The organism is Achromobacter sp. GbtcB20, assembly GCF_019091095.1.
Lineage (GTDB): Bacteria > Pseudomonadota > Gammaproteobacteria > Burkholderiales > Burkholderiaceae_B > Achromobacter > Achromobacter mucicolens.
The window spans coordinates 360,246-380,871 of the sequence record NZ_JAGXJZ010000002.1 but is presented as its reverse complement, the minus strand read 5'-3'; the positions used below and the strand labels follow the sequence as shown (position 1 = coordinate 380,871).

The window sequence follows — 20,626 nt, the reverse complement described above, 5'->3', positions numbered from 1 at the left end:
GGCGGGAACGATCCGTGCTGCAGGAGCAACGGCATGGCGTGCGATGGGATGCGCGCCCGGGCCAAAACAATTCACGAAACACCTCGCTGCGCGGAAAAGGGGGCAGGAAAGGGACGAGTCAGACTCGATACGGACTGAATTCTAATACAGTCTTGTATCTGAATACAAAGGTGAATCTGAAATACGCGCCGGTGCTAAACTCGCGCCATGTCCAAAGTCCGCCTGACCCGAGAGCAAAGCCGAGATCAGACGCGCCAGCGCCTGCTTGACGCCGCGCAGTCGATTTTTCTGTCGAAGGGTTTCGTGGCCGCCAGCGTTGAAGACATTGCCGAGCAGGCGGGCTACACGCGCGGCGCGTTCTATTCCAATTTCGGCAGCAAGTCCGAGCTGTTCCTGCAACTGCTCAAGCGCGACCACGAAAACGTCATGGCCGACATGCGCGCCATTTTCGAAGCCGGCGAGAGCCGGTCGCAGATGGAAGCGCGCGTGCTCGACTACTACAGCAAGCACTTTCGCGAAAACGACTGCTTTCTGCTGTGGATGGAGGGCAAGCTGCAGGCGGCGCGCGATCCGGACTTCCGCGTGGGCTTTGTCGCCTGTCTGCGCGAGTTGCGCGCGGCCACCACCGAATACATCCGCCAGTTCTCGGCCCAGTTCGGCACGCCGCTGCCGCTGCCGGCCGAGCAGCTTGCGGTGGGTCTGCTGGCCCTTTCCGACGGCATGCAGTTCAGCGTTGCCTTCGACCCCCAGGCCGTCACGCCCGAGATGACCGAGGCCGTTCTGGCCGGGTTCTTTCGCCGTGTGGTGTTCGGCGACGCCAAGCCGGACTGAGGCCGCGGGACCGTCGCTGAACGGTCCGATTTCAAACTCAGGTGATTGTCAGCTTGGGTGCGCCCGTGATAGTAATACCGGCGGCGCACCGGTCGTGCTGAGGGGGCCAACGCCATGTTCCATCACCCTCGGGCACAAGGAGTGCATCCATGACTTCGGAACCCCGGCCAAGCACGACCATCCATCGGCCCGTCTTCTATTCCGCGGCCGTCTTCACGTTGCTGCTGGTGGCCTTCGCCATCATTGCGCCCAAGGCAGCGCAGACCCTCTTCGAATCGATGCAGGCCTGGATCATCGGCAATGCAAGCTGGTTCTACATCCTGGTCGTCGCCATCATCCTGATCTCGGTCGCGTTCCTGGCGATCAGCCGGTATGGCGACATCAAGCTCGGCCCGGATCATAGCGAGCCCGATTACCGCAATTTCACCTGGTTCGCCATGCTGTTTTCCGCCGGCATGGGCATCGGGCTGATGTTCTTCGGCGTGGCCGAACCCGTCATGCACTTCGTGTCGCCACCCGTGGGCGAGGGCGGCACCGTCGAGGCCGCGCGCGAGTCCATGAAGATCACCTTCTTTCATTGGGGACTGCACGCCTGGGCGATCTACGCGGCGGTGGCGCTCACGCTGGCGTTCTTCAGCTTCCGCCACGGCCTGCCGCTGACCCTGCGCTCGGCGCTGTATCCGCTGATCGGCAATCGCATCCATGGTCCGATCGGCCACGCGGTCGACATCTTCGCCATCATCGGCACCGTGCTGGGGGTGGCCACGTCGCTGGGCCTGGGCGTGGCGCAGATGAACAGCGGCCTGAACCATCTGTTCGGCATTCCGGTTGGTGTCGTGCCCCAGATCGTGCTGATCGTCATCACCTGCGGACTGGCCACGTTGTCGGTGGCCAGCGGGCTGGACAAGGGCATCCGCTTCCTGTCGGAAGCCAACATGGTGCTGGCGGTGGTCCTGCTGTTGTTCGTGCTGACCGTTGGCCCCACCGTGTTCCTTTTCCAGACGTTCGTGCAGAACACCGGCGCCTATCTGTCCGACATCGTCAACAAGACCTTCAACCTGTACGCCTACGAGCCGACCGACTGGCTGGGCGGCTGGACGTTGTTCTACTGGGGTTGGTGGATCGCCTGGTCGCCTTTCGTGGGCTTGTTCATTGCCCGCATTTCGCGGGGCCGCACCATTCGTGAATTCGTCTGCGGCGTGCTGCTGGTGCCGGCCGGGTTCACGCTGTTCTGGATGACGGTGTTCGGCGACACGGCCATCTATTACATCCTGGTCGGCGGCGACCAGGGGTTGGCGAAGGCCGTGGATGCGGACAGTTCGCTCGCCCTGTTCGCATTCCTTGAGTTATTGCCCTGGAGCAGCGTGATCTCGGTGTTCGCCATTGCGATGGTGGCCGTGTTCTTCGTCACCTCCGCCGACTCGGGGGCGCTGGTGGTGGATCTGCTGGCCTCGGGCGGCGCGGACCGCACGCCGGTATGGCAGCGGATCTTCTGGTCGCTGTCCATGGGCGCGGTGGCCATCGCGCTGCTGCTGGCCGATGGCCTGACCGCGCTGCAGACGGCCACCATCGCCAGCGCGCTACCTTTCTCGATCATCCTGCTGCTGTCGCTCTGGGGCCTGTTCAAGGCGCTCAAGCTGGACGCCACCAAGCGCGGCATCCGCTATCAGTCCCTGACGCTGTCGCGGCCGGCGCGCGGCGGCCAATCCTGGGAGCGGCGTCTGCGCAACATGGTCATGATGCCGCGCCGCGCCCATGTGCTGCGCTTCATCGCGGATGTGGTGCGGCCCGCGCTGGAAGACGTGGCCGACGAATTGCGCAAGCAAGGCTATGCCGTGCAGGTGCGCGAAGACGAGAACGAGGGCGGCGCAATCCTCGAGGTCTCGCATGGCGAACACCTGGACTTTTCCTACGCCGTGCAGCCCCAGGCCTTCGTGCGCCCCAGCCTGACGCCCGACGAGGCCGCCGACGAAGACGAGCGCAAGTACTTCCGCGCCGAAGTCCATCTGCGCGAGGGCGGGCAGGACTACGACATCATGGGCTGGAGCCGCGACGCCGTCATTGGCGACATCCTCGACCAATACGAGCGGCATCGCCACTACCTGCACATGGTTCGCGGTTAGTCGGCGCGCCGGCAGGCGCCTGCTCATATTCCCAAGCCACGCTGTCCGCGTGGCTTTTTTTGGCCCATAGGCCGCACCTATCCCCTTCATTGCTTTCGCTGCTTTGACGAAATCCCGCGATTCGTGGATTATCCAAGCAAATTCTTGTTTAAATAAAAAAGCGAGCGAATCATGAAGGCGAGAAGCAGGGCAGGGGCGGTCGTCGCCCTGGCAGTGGCGGCGGCGTTGGCCGGCGGGGCGATGTACTGGAAATCGAAGGCGGCCGCGCCTGGCGGCGGGTGGTCGATGCCGCCGGCCAAGGTCGCGGTGGCGCCCGCCGTGCAGGCGGATTTTCCGGTGATGCTTGCCGGCATCGGGTCGCTGGAAGCCACGCGCCAGGTGATGGTGGCGGCGGAAGTCGACGGACGTGTGGCGCAGATCCTCTTCACGCCGGGCGAGGCGGTCAAGGCGGGGCAGTTGCTGGTGCAGTTGAACGACGCGCCCGAGCAGGGCGAACTGGCACGGCTGCAAGCCCAGGCGCGTAATGCGCGGGCCCTGCTGGATCGCACGCGCCGGCTGGTGCCGCTGCAGGCCGCCACGCGTGAACAGCTCGACCAGGCCGTGGCCGACCATGAACAGGCGGCCGCCGACGTGCGGCGCGTGCAGGCGCTGATCGACCAGAAGCGCATCAAGGCGCCGTTCGACGGGGTGCTTGGCGTGCGCCGCGTGAACCTGGGCCAATTTGCCCGCGCGGGCGATCCGCTGGTGTCGCTGACGGATGCGTCCTCGTTGTACGCCAACCTGACGCTGCCCGAGCAGGCGCTGGGTGCGCTGCGGGTGGGCCAGCCGGTGGCGGTGACGGTGGACGCGCACGCGGGCCGCGAGTTCCCGGGCAAGGTCACCACCGTGGAGCCGCAGGTCGACCCGGGCACCCGCACGGTCCGCGTGCAGGCCCTGTTGGCCAATCCTGACGGCGCGTTGTCGGCGGGGATGTACGCGCAGGGGCGGATCGGACTGCCCGACCGCCCGGATGTCATCACCGTGCCGGAGACGGCCGTCAGCTACAGCGCCTATGGCGATTCGGTCTACGTCGTGACGCCGCCAGAAGCTGCTGCGGCGGCGCCGACTGTCAGGCAGGCCTATGTGAAAACCGGCGAGCGCCTGCGCGGCCGGGTGGTGGTGACCGAGGGGCTGAAGGCGGGCGACCGGGTCGTGACGTCGGGCCAGTTGCGCCTGCATAACGGCGCCGCCGTCGAGATCCTGCCGGACGACACCGTGGCGCTGGCCGCGCCGGGACACGCCGTGGCGCAGGCCCGGTAAGGTGCGGAGGCCAACATGAAGTTCACCGATCTGTTCGTGCGCCGCCCCGTGCTGGCGCTGGTGGTCAGCACCCTCATCCTGCTGCTGGGCATCAAGGCCTTGAGCGGGTTGCCGGTCAGGCAATACCCGCTGACCGAAAGCACCACCATCACCATCACGACGCAATATCCGGGCGCCTCGCCCGATCTGATGCAGGGTTTCGTCACGCAGCCCATCGCGCAGTCCGTGGCCACCGTCGAGGGCATCGACTACCTGTCGTCGTCATCGACCCAGGGCCGCAGCGTGATCACCGTGCGGATGAAGCTGAACGCCGATTCCAACAAGGCCATGACCGAGGTGATGGCCAAGGTCAACGAGGTCAAGTACCGCCTGCCGCAGGACGTCTACGACCCGGTCCTGGTCAAGTCCGCGGGCGAGGCGACGGCCGTCGCCTATGTGGGCTTTTCCAGCACGAACCTGTCGCTGGCCGCGCTGACGGATTACCTGTCGCGGGTGGTGCAGCCGCAGCTCTCGTCCATCGATGGCGTGGCAAGCGTCGAGCTGTACGGCGGGCAGAAGCTGGCGATGCGGGTATGGCTGGACCCGGACCGCATGGCGGCTCGCGGCATCTCCGCCGGCGAGCTGGCCGACGCGCTGCGCCAGAACAACGTGCAGGCGGCGCCCGGCCAGGCCAAGGGGCTGTACGTGGTGTCCAACATCCAGGTCAACACCGACCTCGTCAACGTGGCCGAGTTCCGGGACCTGGTGGTCAAGCACGAAGGCGGCGCCGTCGTTCGGCTGGGCGACGTGGCGACCGTGGAACTGGGCGCGGCGTCCACCGATTCGAGCGGCCTGATGGACGGCGAGCCGGCCGTGTACTTCGGCCTGAACGCCACGCCGGTCGGCAATCCGCTGGTCATCGTCAAGCGCCTGAACGAGCTGCTGCCCAACATCAAGCAGAACCTGCCGCCCGGCACCAGCGTGCAGGTGCCGTTCGAACTGGCCCGCTTCATCAGCGCTTCGATCGACGGCGTGACGCAGACGCTGCTCGAAGCCATCGTCATCGTGGTGGCGGTGATCTTCCTGTGCCTGGGCTCGCTGCGGGCGGTGCTGATTCCCGTGGTCACCATTCCGCTGTCCATGCTGGGCGGCGCGGCCATCATGGCCCTCTTTGGCTTCAGCGTGAACCTGCTGACCTTGCTGGCGATGGTGCTGGCCATCGGCCTGGTGGTGGACGACGCCATCGTCGTGGTCGAGAACGTGCACCGCCACATCGAGGAGGGCAAGTCGCCCGTGCGGGCGGCGCTGATCGGCGCGCGGGAGGTCGCCGGTCCGGTGATCGCCATGACCATCACGCTCGCGGCCGTCTATGCGCCGATCGGGCTGATGGGCGGCCTGACCGGCTCGCTCTTCAAGGAATTCGCCTTCACGCTGGCCGGGGCGGTGGTGGTGTCCGGCGTGATCGCGCTGACGCTGTCGCCGGTGATGAGCTCGTTTCTCTTGAATGGCCGGGTCGCCGATGGCTGGATGGCGCGCAAGGCCGAGCACTTCTTCGGCCGCCTGGGCGAGGCCTACGGCCGCGTGCTCGACGTGTCGCTGCATCACCGCTGGGTCACCGGCGTGCTGGCGGTGGCCGTGTTGGCCAGCCTGCCTTTCCTGTACAACGCCGCGCAGCAGGAGCTGGCCCCCGTCGAGGACCAGTCCACGGTGCTCACCGCCATCAAGTCGCCGCAGCAGGCCAACATCGATTACGTGGAAAAGTTCGGCAAGAAGTGGGACGACGTCATGAAGACGCTGCCCGAGCAAAAGGGGCGCTGGCTGATCAACGGGTCCGACGGCGTCTCCAACAGCATCGGGGGCGTGGACTTCGTGGACTGGCAGGACCGCACGCGCTCGGCCGACGAGATCCAGGCCGACATGCAGTCGATGGCGAACCAGGTCGAAGGCAGCAACATCTTTGCGTTCCAGCTGCCGTCGCTGCCCGGCTCCACGGGCGGGCTGCCGGTGCAGATGGTGCTGATGAGCGCGTCGGACTATGCCGTGGTTTTTGACGCCATGGAAAGCCTGAAGCAGGCGGCGAGGGAAAGCGGCCTGTTCATGGTGGTGGACAGCGACCTGGACTACAACAACCCCGTCGTGCAGCTGAAGGTGGATCGCAGCAAGGCCAACAGCCTGGGCGTCACCATGAAGGCCATCGGCGACACGCTGGCGGTGCTGGTGGGCGAGAACTACGTGAATCGCTTCGGCATGGACGGGCGTTCCTATGACGTCATTCCGCAAAGCCTGCGCGAACAGCGCATCTCGCCGCAGGCGCTGGCGCAGTACCACGTCAAGAGCGCCTCGGGGGCGCAGGTGCCGCTGTCCAACCTGGTATCGGTGTCGATGGGCGTGGAGCCCAACAAGCTCACGCAGTTCAACCAGCTGAACGCCGCCACGTTCCAGGCGATTCCCATGCCGGGCGTCACGATGGGCGATGCGGTGCAGTTCCTCACGCGCGAGGCGCAATCGCTGCCGGCGGGCTTCAGCTACGACTGGCAGTCCGACGCGCGGCAGTTCACGCAGGAAGGCTCGGCGCTGATGATCACCTTCATCTTCGCCATCATCGTCATCTACCTGGTGCTGGCCGCCCAGTACGAAAGCCTGCGCGATCCCTTCATCATCCTGGTAAGCGTGCCCATGTCGATCTGCGGCGCCCTGATCCCGCTGGCGCTGGGCATGGCCACGGTCAACATCTATACGCAGATCGGCCTGGTGACGCTGATCGGCCTGATCAGCAAGCACGGGATCCTCATGGTGGAGTTCGCCAACGAGATGCAGGTCAGCCACGGGCTGGACCGTCGCGCGGCGATGGAAGCGGCCGCGCGCATCCGCCTGCGTCCCATCCTGATGACCACGGCGGCGATGGTCATGGGGCTGATTCCGCTGCTGTTCGCCACCGGCGCCGGCGCGCACAGCCGCTACAGCCTGGGACTGGTCATCGTGGTCGGGCTGCTGGTCGGCACGCTCTTCACGCTGTTCGTGCTGCCCACGGTCTACACCGTGTTTGCCCGGGACCACCGCGCCGCCAACGATACGCCGCGCGCCCGCGAACTGGCGCAGGCCGACGCCGAGGACGCGCGCGCCGCCGTCCAGCACTGAGGAATCGATCATGGATAAACCGCATTTCTTTCCCCGCCTTTTCCGCGGCGCCGCCGTGCTGCTGGCCGCTTTGGCCGCCGCGGGCTGCGCCGTCGGACCCGACTACCGCCGGCCCAGCCCGGCGCCCGTGGTGCTGACCAGCCCCGAGCAGGCGCTGTTTTCCACCGATCAGGTCCAGCGCGACTGGTGGAAGCAACTGCAGGACCCGCAACTGGACCGCCTGATCGACATGGCGCTCGCCCGCAACCTGGACATCCGCATCGCCCAGGCCCGCCTTGCCGAATCGCGCGCGGTGCTCGACGAAAAGGAACTGGACAAGCTGCCGGCCGTAACGCTGGGCGGCGGCTACGAGCGCAGCCTGTCGCAGGCCAATCCCGGCGTCGCAGGCCAGCGCAATCTGGCCGAAAGCTACCGGGCGGGCTTTGACGCGGCCTGGGAATTGGACCTTTTTGGCAGACTGCGCCGCGCGGCCGAGAGCGCCGCGGCCCGTAGCGAGGCGCAGGCTGCCGACCTGGCGCAGGCGCGCATCGTGGTCGCGGCCGAAGTGGCGCGCAATTATTTCGAACTGCGCGGCGCCGAGCAGCGGCTGGTTGTGGCGCGCGCCAACCTGGCCAGCCAGGAGGACAGCCTGCGCGTGACCCAGGCGCTGGTCTCGGCCGGCCGTGGCGACGAAGGAGACCTCGCCAGCGCGCGGGCCGAACTCGACACCGTGCGGGCCAGCGTCCCGGTCCAGGAGACCGCGCGCCGGCTGGCGCGCTACCGGATCGCGGTGCTGGCGGCGCTGCGTCCGGCGGAGCTGGGTGCGCTGGACGCCGCCCAGCCGCTTGCGCCGCTGACCGCGCGCCTGCCCATCGGCGACGTGGGCGCGTTGCTGTCGCGGCGCCCGGACGTGCTGGCCGCCGAACGCAACCTGGCTGCCGCCAACGCAGACGTGGGCGTGGCCACGGCCGAGCTGTACCCGCGCATCGATCTGGGCGGCTTCCTGGGATTCGTCGCGCTGCGCGGCGCGGACTTCGGCTCGGCCGCCAGCCGCGGGTTCGGCGTCGCGGCAAACGCCAACTGGCCCGCGTTCCATCTGCCGTCGGCTCTTGCCCGCAAGCGCGGGGCCGAGGCGCGCCTGGATGGCGAGGCGGCGCGCTACGAGCAGGCGGTCCTGCGCGCGGTCGAGGAAGTGGAGTCGGCGTTGGCCGAATACGGGCAGACGCAGCAGCGCCTGGGCAGCTTGGCGCAGGCCGCAGCCCACAGCGGGCGGGCCGCCGAACTGGCCCGGCTGCGCTACCGCGAGGGCAGCACGCCTTATTTGACCGTGCTGGATGCGCAGCGTACGCTTTTGCGCGCCCAGGACGCCGTGGCCGTGGCGGAAGCCGAGTCCTATACGCGCCTCGTGGCGCTCTATAAGGCGCTGGGCGGCGGCTGGCAGGCTGACGAGGCCGGCCAGACGCGGCTGGCCGTGGCACCATAGGAACCTTCATCCGGAGCATCGATACCCCTCATGTCTGACAGCCTGTCCCAACCGGCCGCCGCGCTGCCGCACCAGCCTGCGGACCGCGTCCTCATGACCCTGAAGACCCGCGGGCCGCAATCCATCGCGGTCATCGCGCGGGCCATGGACGTGACGGCCGAGGCGGTGCGCCAGCAGATGACGCGGCTGCACGCCGACGGGCTGGTCGACGCCGAGAGCCGCAGCGCGGGCCGCGGCCGGCCCACCCAGATCTGGTTCCTGACCGCCGCCGGCCACGGGCGCTTTCCGGACACGCACGCCGAGATGACGGTGCAGATGATCGCGGCGGTGCGCCAGGTGTTTGGCGACGAGGGCATCGACAAGCTGGTGCAGGTGCGCGAGAACGCCATGCTCAACGTCTACCAGCAGGCCATGCAGGACGCGCCGGACCTGAAGGCGCGGCTCGAACGGCTGGTCGACGTGCGCAGCGCAGAGGGCTACATGGCGGAACTGCGCGAGGACGAAGCCGGATTCGTCTTCATCGAGAACCATTGCCCCATCTGTTCGGCCGCCAAGGCCTGTATGGGCTTTTGCCGCAGCGAGCTGGAACTGTTTCGCAAGGTGCTGGGCGAGGGCGTGCAGGTCGACCGCGAAGAACATATCCTGGCCGGCGCGCGGCGCTGCGCCTATCGCGTCAGCAAGCAGCCATGACGCTCAAGCAGCTCGAAGCCTTCTATTGGGCCGCCACCTGCGCCAGTTTCGCCGTGGCGGCCGAGCGGCTTCACCTGTCGGTGTCCTCGCTTTCCAAGCGCATCACGGAACTGGAAGAAGCGCTGGGCCAGCCGCTCTTTGACCGCAGCGGCCACAAGGCCGTGTTGACCGACGCCGGCCAGCGCCTGGTTCCGCAGGCGCGCGGCTTGCTCGCCGCCGCGGACCAGATCCGCGCTTCCATGACCGAGACGCCCGGCCTGCGCGGCCGCTGCCGTTTCGGCGTGGGCGAACTCACGGCGCTGACCTGGCTGCCGCAGCTGATACGCGCCGTGCGCGCCGCCTACCCTGAGCTGGTGCTGGAACCCTACGTCGACATCGGCCAGGTGCTGGAGCAACGCGTCGCGGACGGGGAACTGGATTTCGCCGTGATCGCCGGCCGGTCGTCCCGCGCCGGCATTGCGTCCTTGCCCATCGGCGAGGCGCGCTTTTCCTGGGTTGCCGCGCCCGCGGTGCTGCAGCCCGGCGAAACCGGCATGACCATGGCCCTCTTGGCCCGGCTGCCGCTCGTGACCTTGCCCGAGGGCGCGGGCACCACGCGCATCATCGACGACTGGCTGGGCGGGCGCCAGGCCGCGGGCGAGCGCCTGTGCTGCAACAACTGGGGCGCCATCGTGGGATTGCTGATCGAAGGCACCGGGGTGGGGCTGCTGCCCAGGCATTGGGCCGAAAAGCTCCAGGCCGAAGGCAGCCTGCGTGTCCTGCACGGCGATCCCGAGCTGGCCGCGTTGCCTTACGCGTTCCAGTACCGGCGCGACGACGCCCGGCCGCTGGTCGCCCTGCTGCGCGACACGGTTGCCGCCTCGGCCGATTTCTCGGCGCCGTGCCGTCTGCCCTGAGGCTTTCGTCCGCAAGGCGGCCGCCACGGGCGTATAGTGGGCGGCGCGCCCCGCGCCGGTCTATACAATCGCCGCGCGCCTGGCGCAGAATCCAGCAACAACGTGCGCACGAGGGGGATGGGCCCGGCGATGCGGCACGACCCGGGGTCTGTTCCTCCCTGCCAGGCGGTGCGCCCCCGCACGAGGCACGGTCCCCCGCGGAATCGACGGAGATCTTTCATGCGTAAACTTTGCCTCGCCATGGCCATGGCGGGAATGCTCGCCACCGGATTGGCGCAAGCCCAGTCCACCTTGCGTATCGGGCTGCAGGATGACCCGGACGTGCTGGATCCGGCGCGCGCCCGCACCTTTGTCGGCCGCATCGTGTTCGCCTCGTTGTGCGACCGGCTGGTCGACATCACGCCCGACCTGAAGTTCGTGCCCCAGCTTGCGCAATCGTGGTCCGTCGGCCCCGACAACAAGACGCTGACCTTCAAGCTGCGCACGGATGCCGTCTTCCATGACGGCACTCCCATCAATGCCGCCGCGGTCAAGGCCAACCTCGACCGCGCCCGCACGCTGCCCGACAGCAACCGCAAGAGCGAACTGGCCACGGTGGCCAGCGTGGATGCCCCGGACGACCGGACCGTGGTGCTGAACCTGTCGGAACCGGACGCCTCGCTGCTGTCGCAGCTGTCCGACCGCGCCGGCATGATGATTTCGCCCGCCAGTTTCGACAAGGATCCCGGCGGCAAGCCCGTGTGCTCGGGCCCCTACCAGTTCAAGGAGCGCGTGCAGAACGACCGCATCGTGCTCGAGAAATTCCCCAAGTACTGGGACGCGGCCAACTACCATTTCGACCGCCTCGTCTTCACGCCGATTCCGGACAACACCGTGCGCCTGAACAACCTGCGCGCCGGCGACCTGGACATCATCGAGCGCGTGGCGCCGAGCGACGCCAAGGCCGTCAAGGACGACCCCAGCCTGCGTCTGGCCCCGGTTACCGGCCTGGGTTTCCAGTCCATCTCCGTCAACCTTGCCAACGGCGCGCGCGCCGATCATCCGCTGGCCAAGGACAAGCGCGTGCGCCAGGCGCTGGATCTGGCCATCGACCGCGACGTGCTGAACCAGGTGATCGGCGAAGGCATGTTCCAGCCTGCCCACCAGCCGTTCCCGCCCGCCAGCTTTGCCTACAACAAGTCCTTCGACCGCCCGGGCCGCGATCCCAAGAAGGCGCAGGCCCTGCTCAAGGAAGCCGGCTACGACCGCGTGAAGGTCGAGATCACCTTCGGCAACAACACCACCATGCAGCAGGTCTTCGAACTGGTGCAGGCCATGGGGGCCGAAGCGGGCTTTGACATCACCCTGCGCCCTGTCGAATTCGCCTCGCTGCAGTCCTCGCTCGCGCGCGGCGACTTCCAGGTAGGCCAGAGCGGCTGGTCGGGCCGGGTCGATCCCAGCGGCAACATCCACCAATACCTGAGCTGCAAGGGCAACCTGAACGACGGCAAGTTCTGCGACGCCGCCGTCGACAAACTGCTCAACGACGCCCGCGCCGAGGCCGACACCGCCAAGCGCCGCGCCCTGTACGACCAGGTGCTGGCCGCGATGCAGGACCAGCGTCCCATCATCTACCTGTTCTACCTGCCGTGGACGTTCGGCGTGCAGGCCAAGCTGCAAGGCTTCGTTCCGTATCCGGACGGCTTGATCCGGTTGAAAGGGGTAGAGAAGAAGTAGGCCCACCCCTAGAGGTAGGCCCACCCCCTACCCGCTGACGCGGGCCCCCTCAAGGGGGCGACACCAGCGGACCGGAAGGTAAGGCCCACCCCCAGCCCGCTGACGCGGGCCCCCCCTCAAGGGGGCGACTCCAGCGGACCGGCGGAGCCGGATCCGCGGTGTCCCGGATGGCGTCAGTTGCTGGCGGCGGGTCTCTCCTTCCCAGGTGTCTGACACCCGTACGCAATGACCGCTGTACATCTCGATGCCCCACGGGTGTCTGACACCGGCCGATAGCCGCACTTTGGCGTCAGACACCCCTCCCACACCAGGACCCACCATGTTTACGACTCGCCCGGAAATTCTCGGCACCTTCGGTGTCGTGACGTCCACTCATTGGCTGGCCAGCGCGGCTGGCATGTCGCTGCTGGAGCGCGGCGGCAATGCGTTCGATGCCTGCGTTGCCTCGGCGTTCGTGCTGCAGGTGGTCGAGCCCCATCTGGTCGGCCCGGCCGGCGAAGTGCCCGCCGTGTTCTATTCCGCCCGCACCGGCAAGGTCGAGGTGCTGTGCGGGCAGGGCACCACGCCCGCCGCCGCCACGCTCGAACGCTACCGCGCCGAAGGGCTGAAGCTCATCCCCGGCAACGGCCTGCTCGCGACGGTGATCCCGGGCGCGTTCGACGCCTGGATGCTGCTGCTGCGCGACCACGGCACGATGCGGGTGCGCGACGTGCTTGAACCCGCCATCTATTACGCCGAGCATGGCCATGCGCTGATGCCGCGCATCTCCAACACCATCGCTGGCCTGAAAGACTTCTTCGAGACGCACTGGCCGACGACCGCCCAGGTCTACGTGCCGGGCGGGCAGGTGCCGCAGTCCCGCAAGCTGTTTCGCAATCCGGCGCTGGCCCGCACCTGGACCCGCGTCCTCAAAGCCGCCGAAGGCGCTGGCGCCGACCGCGACCGCCAGATCGAGGCCGCGCGCGACGCGTTCTACCGCGGCTTCATCGCTGAAGAGATCGACCGCTTCGCCCGCAACACCGACGTCATGGACGAAAGCGGCACGACCCACCGCGGCGTCATCACCGCGCACGACCTGGCCGGCTGGTCCGCCAGCTATGACAAGCCGCTGACTTACGACTATCACGGCTACACGGTCGCCAAGGCGGGCGCCTGGAGCCAGGGACCGGTCTTTCTGCAGACCCTCGCCATCCTGAAGGACATGGACCTGGCAGGCGTCGGTCCCACCAGCGCCGAGTTCATCCATCGCGTCACCGAGGCCATGAAGCTCGCCTTCGCCGACCGCGAAGCGTATTACGGCGACCCCGCGTTCATCGACGTGCCGCTGGCCCATCTGCTGTCCGACGCGTACAACGCCGAACGCCGCCAGCTGATCGGGGAGGGCGCGTCGCGCGACCTGCTGCCCGGCCAGGTGCCCGGCTTCGAGGCGCAGGTGGCGCGGGTCATGGACACCCTGGAACGGCTGTCGCCGGTCACCGCGCCCGGCAGCGCCACGAACGAACCGACGCTTGCCGACATGCGCGCCTCGGCCAAGCGCGGCGACACCACGCACGTGGACGTGATCGACCGCTGGGGCAACATGATCTCGGCCACGCCGTCGGGCGGCTGGTTCCAGTCCTCGCCGGTCATCCCTGAACTGGGCTTCGGCCTGAACACCCGCGCCCAGATGTTCTGGCTGGAAGAAGGCCTGCCCGGCACGCTGGCGCCGGGCAAGCGCCCGCGCACCACGCTGACCCCGTCGCTGGCGCTGCGCGACGGCAAGCCCTATCTGGCGTTCGGCACGCCGGGCGGCGACCAGCAGGAGCAATGGCAGCTCCTGTTCTTCCTGCGTCGCGTGCATCACGGCCTGAACCTGCAGGAAGCCATCGACCTGCCCATGTCGCACACCATGCACTTTCCCACCTCGTTCTATCCCCGTGACCGCAAGCCGGGCCATCTCGCGCTGGAGGCCAGCTTTGGCGCCGAGGTCATCGAGGCCCTGCGCCAGCGCGGGCACCAGATCGAGGAAGTGCCCGAATGGTCGGTCGGCCGGCTGACCGCGGCATCGCGCGATCCCGACGGACTGCTGCATGCGGCCGCGACGCCGCGCCTGATGCAGGCCTACGCCATCGGGCGTTGACCGGTCGCACGCACGCTTGCTTACAAAGCGTGCGTGCCCGCGCTTCACCGCGTCTTGCGGCGCTTTGCCCGCTTAGGGTATGTTTGTCGCATGACGCCATCCGAGCAGAGCCCGGCAACAGCGGCTCGACCCCTCACGGGAACAGAACCCTTATTCATCGTCCTCAATAAAGGATCGGGGCGCGGCGACGCGCAGGTCCTGCAGGACACCATCCGGCAGATCCTCGACGAGGCCGGGCGGCGCTACGAACTCATGCCGGTCGACGATCCGTCGCGGCTGACGGACGTGGCGCGCCAGGCGGTCAAGCGCGCGCAGGACGAGCAGGGCGTCGTCATTGCCGCGGGCGGCGACGGCACGCTCAATGCCGTCGCGGGCGCGGTGCTGGGACAAGGCGTGCCCTTCGGCATCCTGCCGCAAGGCACCTTCAACTACTTCGGCCGCACCTACGGCATTTCGCAAGAGACAGACGTTGCGCTGCGCGGCTTCCTGCAAGGCACCATCCGGCCGGTGCAGGTCGGCCTGCTGAACGGCCGCCTGTTCCTCGTGAACGCCAGCCTTGGTTTGTATCCGCAACTGCTGGAAGACCGCGAAGCCTACAAGCAGCGCTACGGCCGCCGGCGCTGGGTCGCGCTGTGGTCGGGCCTGGTCACGCTGTGGCGCCAACCGCGCCAGCTCGGCCTGCAACTTGAATTCGAAGGCAAGTCGCGCAGCTTGACGTCGCCCACGCTGGTAGTGGGCAACAACAAACTGCAGCTTGAACATATCGGCATCGAAAACGACGGGCTCGATCGGAACCAACTGGTCGCCATGGCGGCGCGGCCCGTCGGCACGCTGGCGCTCTATGGCCTGCTGGTGCGCGGCCTGCTAAGCCGGCTGGGCGACGCTGAGAACGTGATCAATTTCGCCTTCGACAAGCTCACGGTGGGGGTGCGAGGGCGCCGCCGGGTCAAGGTGGCGATGGACGGCGAAATCTCCTGGATGGACACGCCGCTCGAATTCAAGGTGGCGACTGATCGTCTACCTCTCGTGGTGCCGGCGGATCCCGAGTTCCTGGACCGCTCATGACGCGGATCCTGCATCTGTCCGATACCCATTTCGGCACCGAGCGCAAGGCGGTCATTGAAGCTGTGCTGGATTTGGCACGGCAACTGTCGCCCGATCTCGTGGTCCTCAGCGGCGACATCACCCAGCGCGCGCGCCGCAGCCAGTTCGCCGCCGCACGCCGTTTCATCGAGCGCCTGGCGCTGCCCGTGCTGGCGGTGCCCGGCAATCACGATATCCCGCTGTTCAACGTGTTTCTGCGGGTGCTCAATCCGTACGGCAACTACAAGCGCGCGCTCGGACCAATCCTCGAACCCGTGTTCGAGAACGACGGCGTGCTGGCAATCGGCGTGAACACCACGCGGCCAAGGCGCCACAAGGACGGCGAGATCTCCGATGCCCAGATCACCCGGGTCGCCCAGCGGCTGCGCCAGGCGCGGCCGGGGCAGTTGCGGATCGTCGTGGCGCACCATCCGGTGCGCGCCAAGGTCGAATCCGACCTGTCCAACCTGCTGATCGGCCGCGAGCGCGCGCTCGCGGCGTGGGCGCAGGCGGGCGTCGACCTGGTGCTGGGAGGTCACATACACTTGCCCTACGTGCTGCCGCTGACCGCGTCGACGGGGCCGGCCGGCTGGATCGTCCAGGCCGGAACGACCTGTTCGCACCGCGTCCGGGGCACCGTGCCCAATTCGCTGGGCGTGATCACCCGCACCGAAGAGGACGGCCAGCAGGTCTGCCACGTCGAGCGCTGGGACTACGCGGCCGGCGCGCACGCGTTCGCACCCGTCGACAAGACGCTGGTCTCGCTGTAGTAGTGCGCGCGCTCGTCCGCGCGAAATTTTTTTGATGGCGCACACATGACCGATGTCTACGCCGCATGGGCCGCGGCCCATGCCCTCTCGTTGTTTATCGCGCTGCCGCTGCTGGCCGGCGGCGCGGCGCTGCTGTTCATGCGGTGCCATGGGCGGTTGTCCCGCAATGGCCGCGCCGCGCTGTTTGCCGGCGTGGCCGGCGTGTCCTTCGTTCTGTTTCTCACGTTGGCCCTGGCTGTCGAAAGCCGCGGCGCCGTGGTGCAGTTCGACGGCGCGCTGGCCGATGCGCTCAGCATGTCCATGTGCACGTCGATGCTGTGGCTGCTGTCCTGGATCACGTATCTGGGCGACCGCAACCTGCTCACCGTCGTCGCCGTGCTGATGACGATTGCGCTGTTATGGCGCGGGCTGTGGCAGCTTGCGCTCTTTTGCGCCATCGCGACCGGCCTGAACGGCGCGCTCAACTGGCTGTTCAAGCACACCTTCGAACGCGTGCGCCCCGATCACGACCACGGCTATGCCATGGCGACCGGCTGGAGTTTTCCCAGCGGTCACGCCTCTGCCGCCATGGCCGTCTACGGCACGGCGTGCTACCTGATGTGGCGGTTTTCCCCGCCCGCGTGGCGCCTGCCGTGCGTGGCGTTCATGGCCGCGCTCATCATGGCCATCGGCCTTAGCCGCATCCTCTTGCAGGTGCATTTCGCGAGCGACGTCGTGGCCGGATTTGCCGTCAGCCTCGGTTGGCTGGTCCTGTGCGTGGCGGCCGTCGAGCGGCTGCACGTGTCAGGCCGGTGGGCTCAGCGCGTCCAGTAAGCAAGACTCCACGCTGGCCGAATCGCACGCCTTCAGCGGCGCGCTGGCATAACGTCCCCCCGCGCTGGCAATGGCCCGGTCCAGCTGCCGCATTCGGTCGGCCGGCGGCGGATCCAGGTCGATGATCAGCTTGCCGGCGATGGGCGCCGTGACCTGCCCGTCGCTGAAGCGTTCCAGCGTGCGATCGATCTCGCGCTCGCGGGGCAGGGCCAGCACGATGGTGTCGGATTCCGCCAAGGCTTCGCGCGCCGACGTCGCCAGCGTCGCGTTGCCGCGGAATGCCTCGCAGCGGTCCGCCTCGATGTCATAAAGCGTCAGCGCAATGTCGGGATCGGCAGCCAGCAGCCGCCGCGCAGCCAGCGTGCCGATCCTGCCCATGCCGACGATGCTGACGCGCGGACTCATGGCTTGGGCACCGACCACGTGCTCACGATATGGGCAACCGGCTCGTCCGAGCCTTCTCCCGTCAGCACGACCTCTCCCGCGCTAAGCCGGCCCACCTTCAGCAGGCGGGCATGAGCATGGATGGCGCCCGCCGGGCTCTTGCGCAGGAAATTGATGGTCAGGCTGGCCGTGACCGCATGCGCCTGGCCGGTAGCGCCCACGACCGCCGCATACATGGCCAGGTCGGCAAGCCCCATCAACATCGGTCCGGCCACGATGCCGCCCAGCCGCTGGTGCGTGTCCCGGGCGGGCAGCACGGCGTGCGCCGTGCCGTGGCCGATGTGCAGCACGTCGATTCCCAGCAGCATCGAGAACGGGTGCTGGTCGGCCAGCAGCACGTGAAAGTCGGCAAGGCTGATCAGCGGCGCGTGGCCGTTGGCGGCTAGGGCGGTTGCAGTCATCGTTGCTCCAGGGCAAGGCAATAGTTGTCCAGCAGCGCGTCGGCCTGCTGGCCCAGGGATTTGAGACGGCGCGTGTGCAGCAGCAGCAACAGCCCCATCAGGTAGGTGAACACGTTCATCTGCTCGGCCTGCACGGCCTCGCCGCGCCAGCCTTTCGTGCGCGACAACGCCTGGCCGATGAGATCGATGGATTGCCTCAACCGTGAATTGAGCTTCTCGTCCATGTCGCGGCCCAATCCGCGCGGCCCCAGTCCCTGGAACAGATACAGCCCCAGGGAAAAATCCGTGCGCCGCTCGGCGTAATAACCGAAGAACGCGCGGATCACGCCGCGCGCGGCCGATTCCGGCGCTTCGGCCTGTTCGGCTCGCTCCAGATGCGCGTGCAGCCGCTGCAGCGATTCGTCCAGCAGTTCGCCATAAAGCGCTTCCTTGCCCGCAAACCACGGATAGATGGCCCCCGTCGTGCAGCCGGCTTCCTTCGCAATCGCCCGGATCGTCGTTTTTTCAAGACCGTCGCGCTCGAAGACGCGCTGCGCGGCGTCCAGGATGATCTGCCGGCGCAGGGCGCTGAGTCGTTCGTTTCGGTCGGCGCGCGGGGAGGGGGTGGACATGGGGCTGGGCGTCTGTTCGATGCCACCGATCATATCGACGATTTTTATTAATAACAATGTTATCCAGCCGGGACTTGGCTACGATGATCAGCAGGGCCGGCGTCATCGCGGCCGCCTCCGTTTTTCGCCGGATGGCCGCCGGATCCGTGAAGAAAGTTGCGCGACAAATGAGTTTTGCAATTGCCCGGAAAATTGGGGGCAGGGCCGAAAGTCGCATGGTTGCGCGCTCGGGCTTTTCGGTAAGGGAAAGCCCTAGCGTTGCCGGGCAAGCATCAGCGGGATGTTGCAACTTCCCAACAAGCCTGTCGCAAACCTGCACTTTTCTGATGCCGACCATAGCCAGCCCCCCCGATTTTTGATGCAATAGCGTCAACTTCCCTTCGCGGAGTTAGGGGGGCGGCAGGCTGGTTTGCTGGATTGCTGCTCTTGTCACTCAAATCAACGGAGATTTCTTAAATGAAAAAGACTCTGCTCGCTGCCGCCCTGCTCGCCGGTTTCGCCGGTGTCGCCCAGGCAGAAACGTCTGTCACCCTGTACGGCATCATCGACACGGGCCTCGGCTACAACAAGATCAGCGGCGGTACTGATGCCCAAAACGGCAGCCGTTTTGGCATGATCAACGGCGTCCAGAACGGTTCGCGCTGGGGTCTGCGTGGTTCGGAAGATCTGGGTGACGGCCTGCGCGCTGTTTTCCAACTGGAATCGGGCTTCAACTCGGGTAACGGCAACTCCGCCCAAGGTGGTCGTCTGTTCGGCCGTCAAGCCACCGTCGGTCTGGCCAGCGACAGCTGGGGTCAACTGGACTTCGGTCGTCAAACCAACATCGCGTCGAAGTACTTCGGCTCGATCGACCCGTTCGGCGCTGGCTTCGGTCAAGCCAACATCGGCGTCGGCATGAGCGCTGCCAACACGCAACGCTACGACAACATGGTCATGTATCAGACCCCGTCGTTCAGCGGCTTCCAGTTCGGCGTTGGCTACTCGTTCAGCGCTGACGACACCAAGGGTGCCGAAACCGGCTTCAAGACCGCCGACAACACCCGCGCCATCACGACCGGTCTGCGCTACGTCAACGGCCCGCTGAACGTCGCTCTGTCGTACGACCAGCTGAACGCCTCGAACCGTCTGCCGACCGAGTCGACCGACGCCACCCCGCGTATGTACGCCATCGGCGGTTCGTACGACTTTGAAGTCGTGAAGCTGGCCCTGGCCTACGCTCGCACGACCGACGGTTGGTTCGCCGGCCAAGGCACCGCCACCAGCACCATCGGTGGTGGCACTGGCTCCGTGAACTTCGGCAGCAACCTGTTTGCTGACGGCTTCAAGGCCAATTCGTACATGGTCGGTCTGTCGGCCCCGATCGGCGGCGCTTCGAACCTGTTCGGTTCGTGGCAGCGCGTTGATCCGTCGAACGCCAACCTGACGGGTGACGACGCCAACATGAACATCTACTCGCTGGGTTACACCTACGACCTGTCCAAGCGTACCAACCTGTACGCTTACGGTTCGTACGCCACGAACTACGCGTTCCTGAACGACCTGAAGTCGACCGCTGTCGGCGTCGGTGTCCGTCACCGCTTCTAATCCAACGCAGGGTGCAAGCCCTGTCTGGATTTAAAGCAAAGTCGAACGGGCCTCGGCCCGTTCGCATAAACCACCCTTTTGGGGGTGGTTTTTTTTCGTCTGCTGTCTGAATTCGTGCATACTACGGCTTCGTGCTCATCAAGCCGTGTATCCTTCGAAGTACGCCGACGAAAGCTGCGATTGTTCCATTTGAGGAATGCAGTCTTTCGCCTGCTATTCAAGCTACAGAGTTCAGCCGGAAGTAACCGCGCGAATGCTACAATCCTAAGGTTTGCGCATTTGACGGACGCCTGAATGAACCTGCAACAGTATTTTCCCGTCCTGCTGTTTATCGTAGTGGCCACCCTTATCGGGTTCGCGCTTCTAACGGCCGGCTCCCTCCTTGGTCCGCGGCGTCCTTACGCTGAGAAGCTCTCGCCTTACGAGTGCGGCTTCGAAGCGTTTGAAGATGCACGCATGAAGTTTGACGTGCGCTACTACCTCGTGGCGATCCTGTTCATTCTTTTCGACCTGGAAATCGCGTTCCTGTTTCCGTGGGCCATCGCCCAGGGCACCGTCGGACTCGTCGGTTTCTGGACGGTCATGGTTTTCCTCGCCGTGTTGACCGTCGGCTTCATCTACGAATGGAAAAAGGGCGCGCTGGATTGGGAGTGACCTCCGGGTTCAT

17 protein-coding genes are annotated in these 20,626 nt (G+C 66.5%); 14 read left to right on the top strand and 3 right to left on the bottom strand.

Going from position 1 to position 20,626, the window contains the following annotated elements; genetic code table 11:
* The first annotated feature begins 207 nt into the window (after positions 1-207).
* The 12 genes from KVT32_RS04505 (at position 208) to KVT32_RS04450 (ending at position 16,919) form a co-directional block, all read left to right on the top strand.
* Positions 208-831: a TetR/AcrR family transcriptional regulator gene (locus tag KVT32_RS04505; protein ID WP_152383655.1), complete on the top strand. Its 624-nt coding sequence runs from the start codon at positions 208-210 to the stop codon at positions 829-831.
* Between the two features lie 149 nt (positions 832-980).
* On the top strand, positions 981-2,954 hold the full coding sequence (locus tag KVT32_RS04500; RefSeq protein ID WP_056321672.1) for a choline BCCT transporter BetT: 1,974 nt from the start codon (positions 981-983) through the stop codon (positions 2,952-2,954).
* A 171-nt stretch (positions 2,955-3,125) separates the two neighbouring features.
* On the top strand, positions 3,126-4,253 hold the full coding sequence (locus KVT32_RS04495; RefSeq protein ID WP_152383656.1) for an efflux RND transporter periplasmic adaptor subunit: 1,128 nt from the start codon (positions 3,126-3,128) through the stop codon (positions 4,251-4,253).
* A 15-nt stretch (positions 4,254-4,268) separates the two neighbouring features.
* Entirely contained in the window at positions 4,269-7,370 is a 3,102-nt protein-coding gene (locus KVT32_RS04490; RefSeq protein WP_152383657.1) for a MexW/MexI family multidrug efflux RND transporter permease subunit, read from the top strand.
* 10 nt (positions 7,371-7,380) lie between these two features.
* On the top strand, positions 7,381-8,832 hold the full coding sequence (locus KVT32_RS04485) for an efflux transporter outer membrane subunit (RefSeq protein WP_152383658.1): 1,452 nt from the start codon (positions 7,381-7,383) through the stop codon (positions 8,830-8,832).
* Positions 8,833-8,862: 30 nt separating this feature from the next.
* Positions 8,863-9,522, top strand: coding sequence for a metalloregulator ArsR/SmtB family transcription factor (locus KVT32_RS04480; protein WP_152383659.1), 660 nt, complete (start codon positions 8,863-8,865; stop codon positions 9,520-9,522).
* Positions 9,519-10,418: a LysR family transcriptional regulator gene (locus tag KVT32_RS04475; protein WP_056321685.1), complete on the top strand. Its 900-nt coding sequence runs from the start codon at positions 9,519-9,521 to the stop codon at positions 10,416-10,418. Before KVT32_RS04480 ends, KVT32_RS04475 begins: the two co-directional genes overlap by 4 nt.
* Positions 10,419-10,637: 219 nt before the next feature.
* Positions 10,638-12,134, top strand: coding sequence for an ABC transporter substrate-binding protein (locus KVT32_RS04470; protein WP_152383660.1), 1,497 nt, complete (start codon positions 10,638-10,640; stop codon positions 12,132-12,134).
* 319 nt (positions 12,135-12,453) lie between these two features.
* Positions 12,454-14,253 carry a gamma-glutamyltransferase family protein gene (locus KVT32_RS04465; protein WP_152383661.1) on the top strand — a complete coding sequence of 600 codons (1,800 nt, stop codon included), beginning with the start codon at positions 12,454-12,456 and terminating at the stop codon, positions 14,251-14,253.
* A gap of 90 nt (positions 14,254-14,343) precedes the next feature.
* Positions 14,344-15,318: a diacylglycerol kinase family protein gene (locus tag KVT32_RS04460; protein ID WP_152383662.1), complete on the top strand. Its 975-nt coding sequence runs from the start codon at positions 14,344-14,346 to the stop codon at positions 15,316-15,318.
* On the top strand, positions 15,315-16,106 hold the full coding sequence (locus tag KVT32_RS04455; protein ID WP_152383663.1) for a metallophosphoesterase: 792 nt from the start codon (positions 15,315-15,317) through the stop codon (positions 16,104-16,106). Before KVT32_RS04460 ends, KVT32_RS04455 begins: the two co-directional genes overlap by 4 nt.
* Before the next feature lie 45 nt (positions 16,107-16,151).
* Positions 16,152-16,919: a phosphatase PAP2 family protein gene (locus KVT32_RS04450; protein WP_152383664.1), complete on the top strand. Its 768-nt coding sequence runs from the start codon at positions 16,152-16,154 to the stop codon at positions 16,917-16,919.
* Here KVT32_RS04450 and KVT32_RS04445 read toward each other — a convergent pair.
* Genes KVT32_RS04445 through KVT32_RS04435 form a run of 3 tightly spaced genes read right to left on the bottom strand, consistent with a single transcriptional unit; the run spans position 16,890 to position 18,375 of the window.
* Positions 16,890-17,324, bottom strand: coding sequence for an NAD(P)-binding domain-containing protein (locus tag KVT32_RS04445; protein WP_152383665.1), 435 nt, complete (start codon positions 17,322-17,324; stop codon positions 16,890-16,892). The two genes, KVT32_RS04450 and KVT32_RS04445, sit on opposite strands and share 30 nt — an antisense overlap.
* On the bottom strand, positions 17,321-17,764 hold the full coding sequence (locus tag KVT32_RS04440; RefSeq protein WP_056321704.1) for a PaaI family thioesterase: 444 nt from the start codon (positions 17,762-17,764) through the stop codon (positions 17,321-17,323). Before KVT32_RS04440 ends, KVT32_RS04445 begins: the two co-directional genes overlap by 4 nt.
* Positions 17,761-18,375, bottom strand: a complete 615-nt coding sequence (locus KVT32_RS04435) for a TetR/AcrR family transcriptional regulator (protein WP_056321707.1) — start codon at positions 18,373-18,375, stop codon at positions 17,761-17,763. The genes KVT32_RS04440 and KVT32_RS04435 overlap by 4 nt, the downstream gene beginning before the upstream one ends.
* Before the next feature lie 456 nt (positions 18,376-18,831).
* Here KVT32_RS04435 and KVT32_RS04430 point away from each other — a divergent pair, with 456 nt between their 5' ends.
* Both KVT32_RS04430 and KVT32_RS04425 read left to right on the top strand, forming a co-directional pair.
* The gene (locus KVT32_RS04430) at positions 18,832-19,959 is read left to right on the top strand and encodes a porin (protein WP_152383666.1); all 1,128 of its coding nucleotides are present in this window, start codon (positions 18,832-18,834) and stop codon (positions 19,957-19,959) included.
* A gap of 294 nt (positions 19,960-20,253) precedes the next feature.
* Entirely contained in the window at positions 20,254-20,613 is a 360-nt protein-coding gene (locus KVT32_RS04425) for an NADH-quinone oxidoreductase subunit A (RefSeq protein ID WP_006217959.1), read from the top strand.
* Positions 20,614-20,626: the final 13 nt, after the last annotated feature.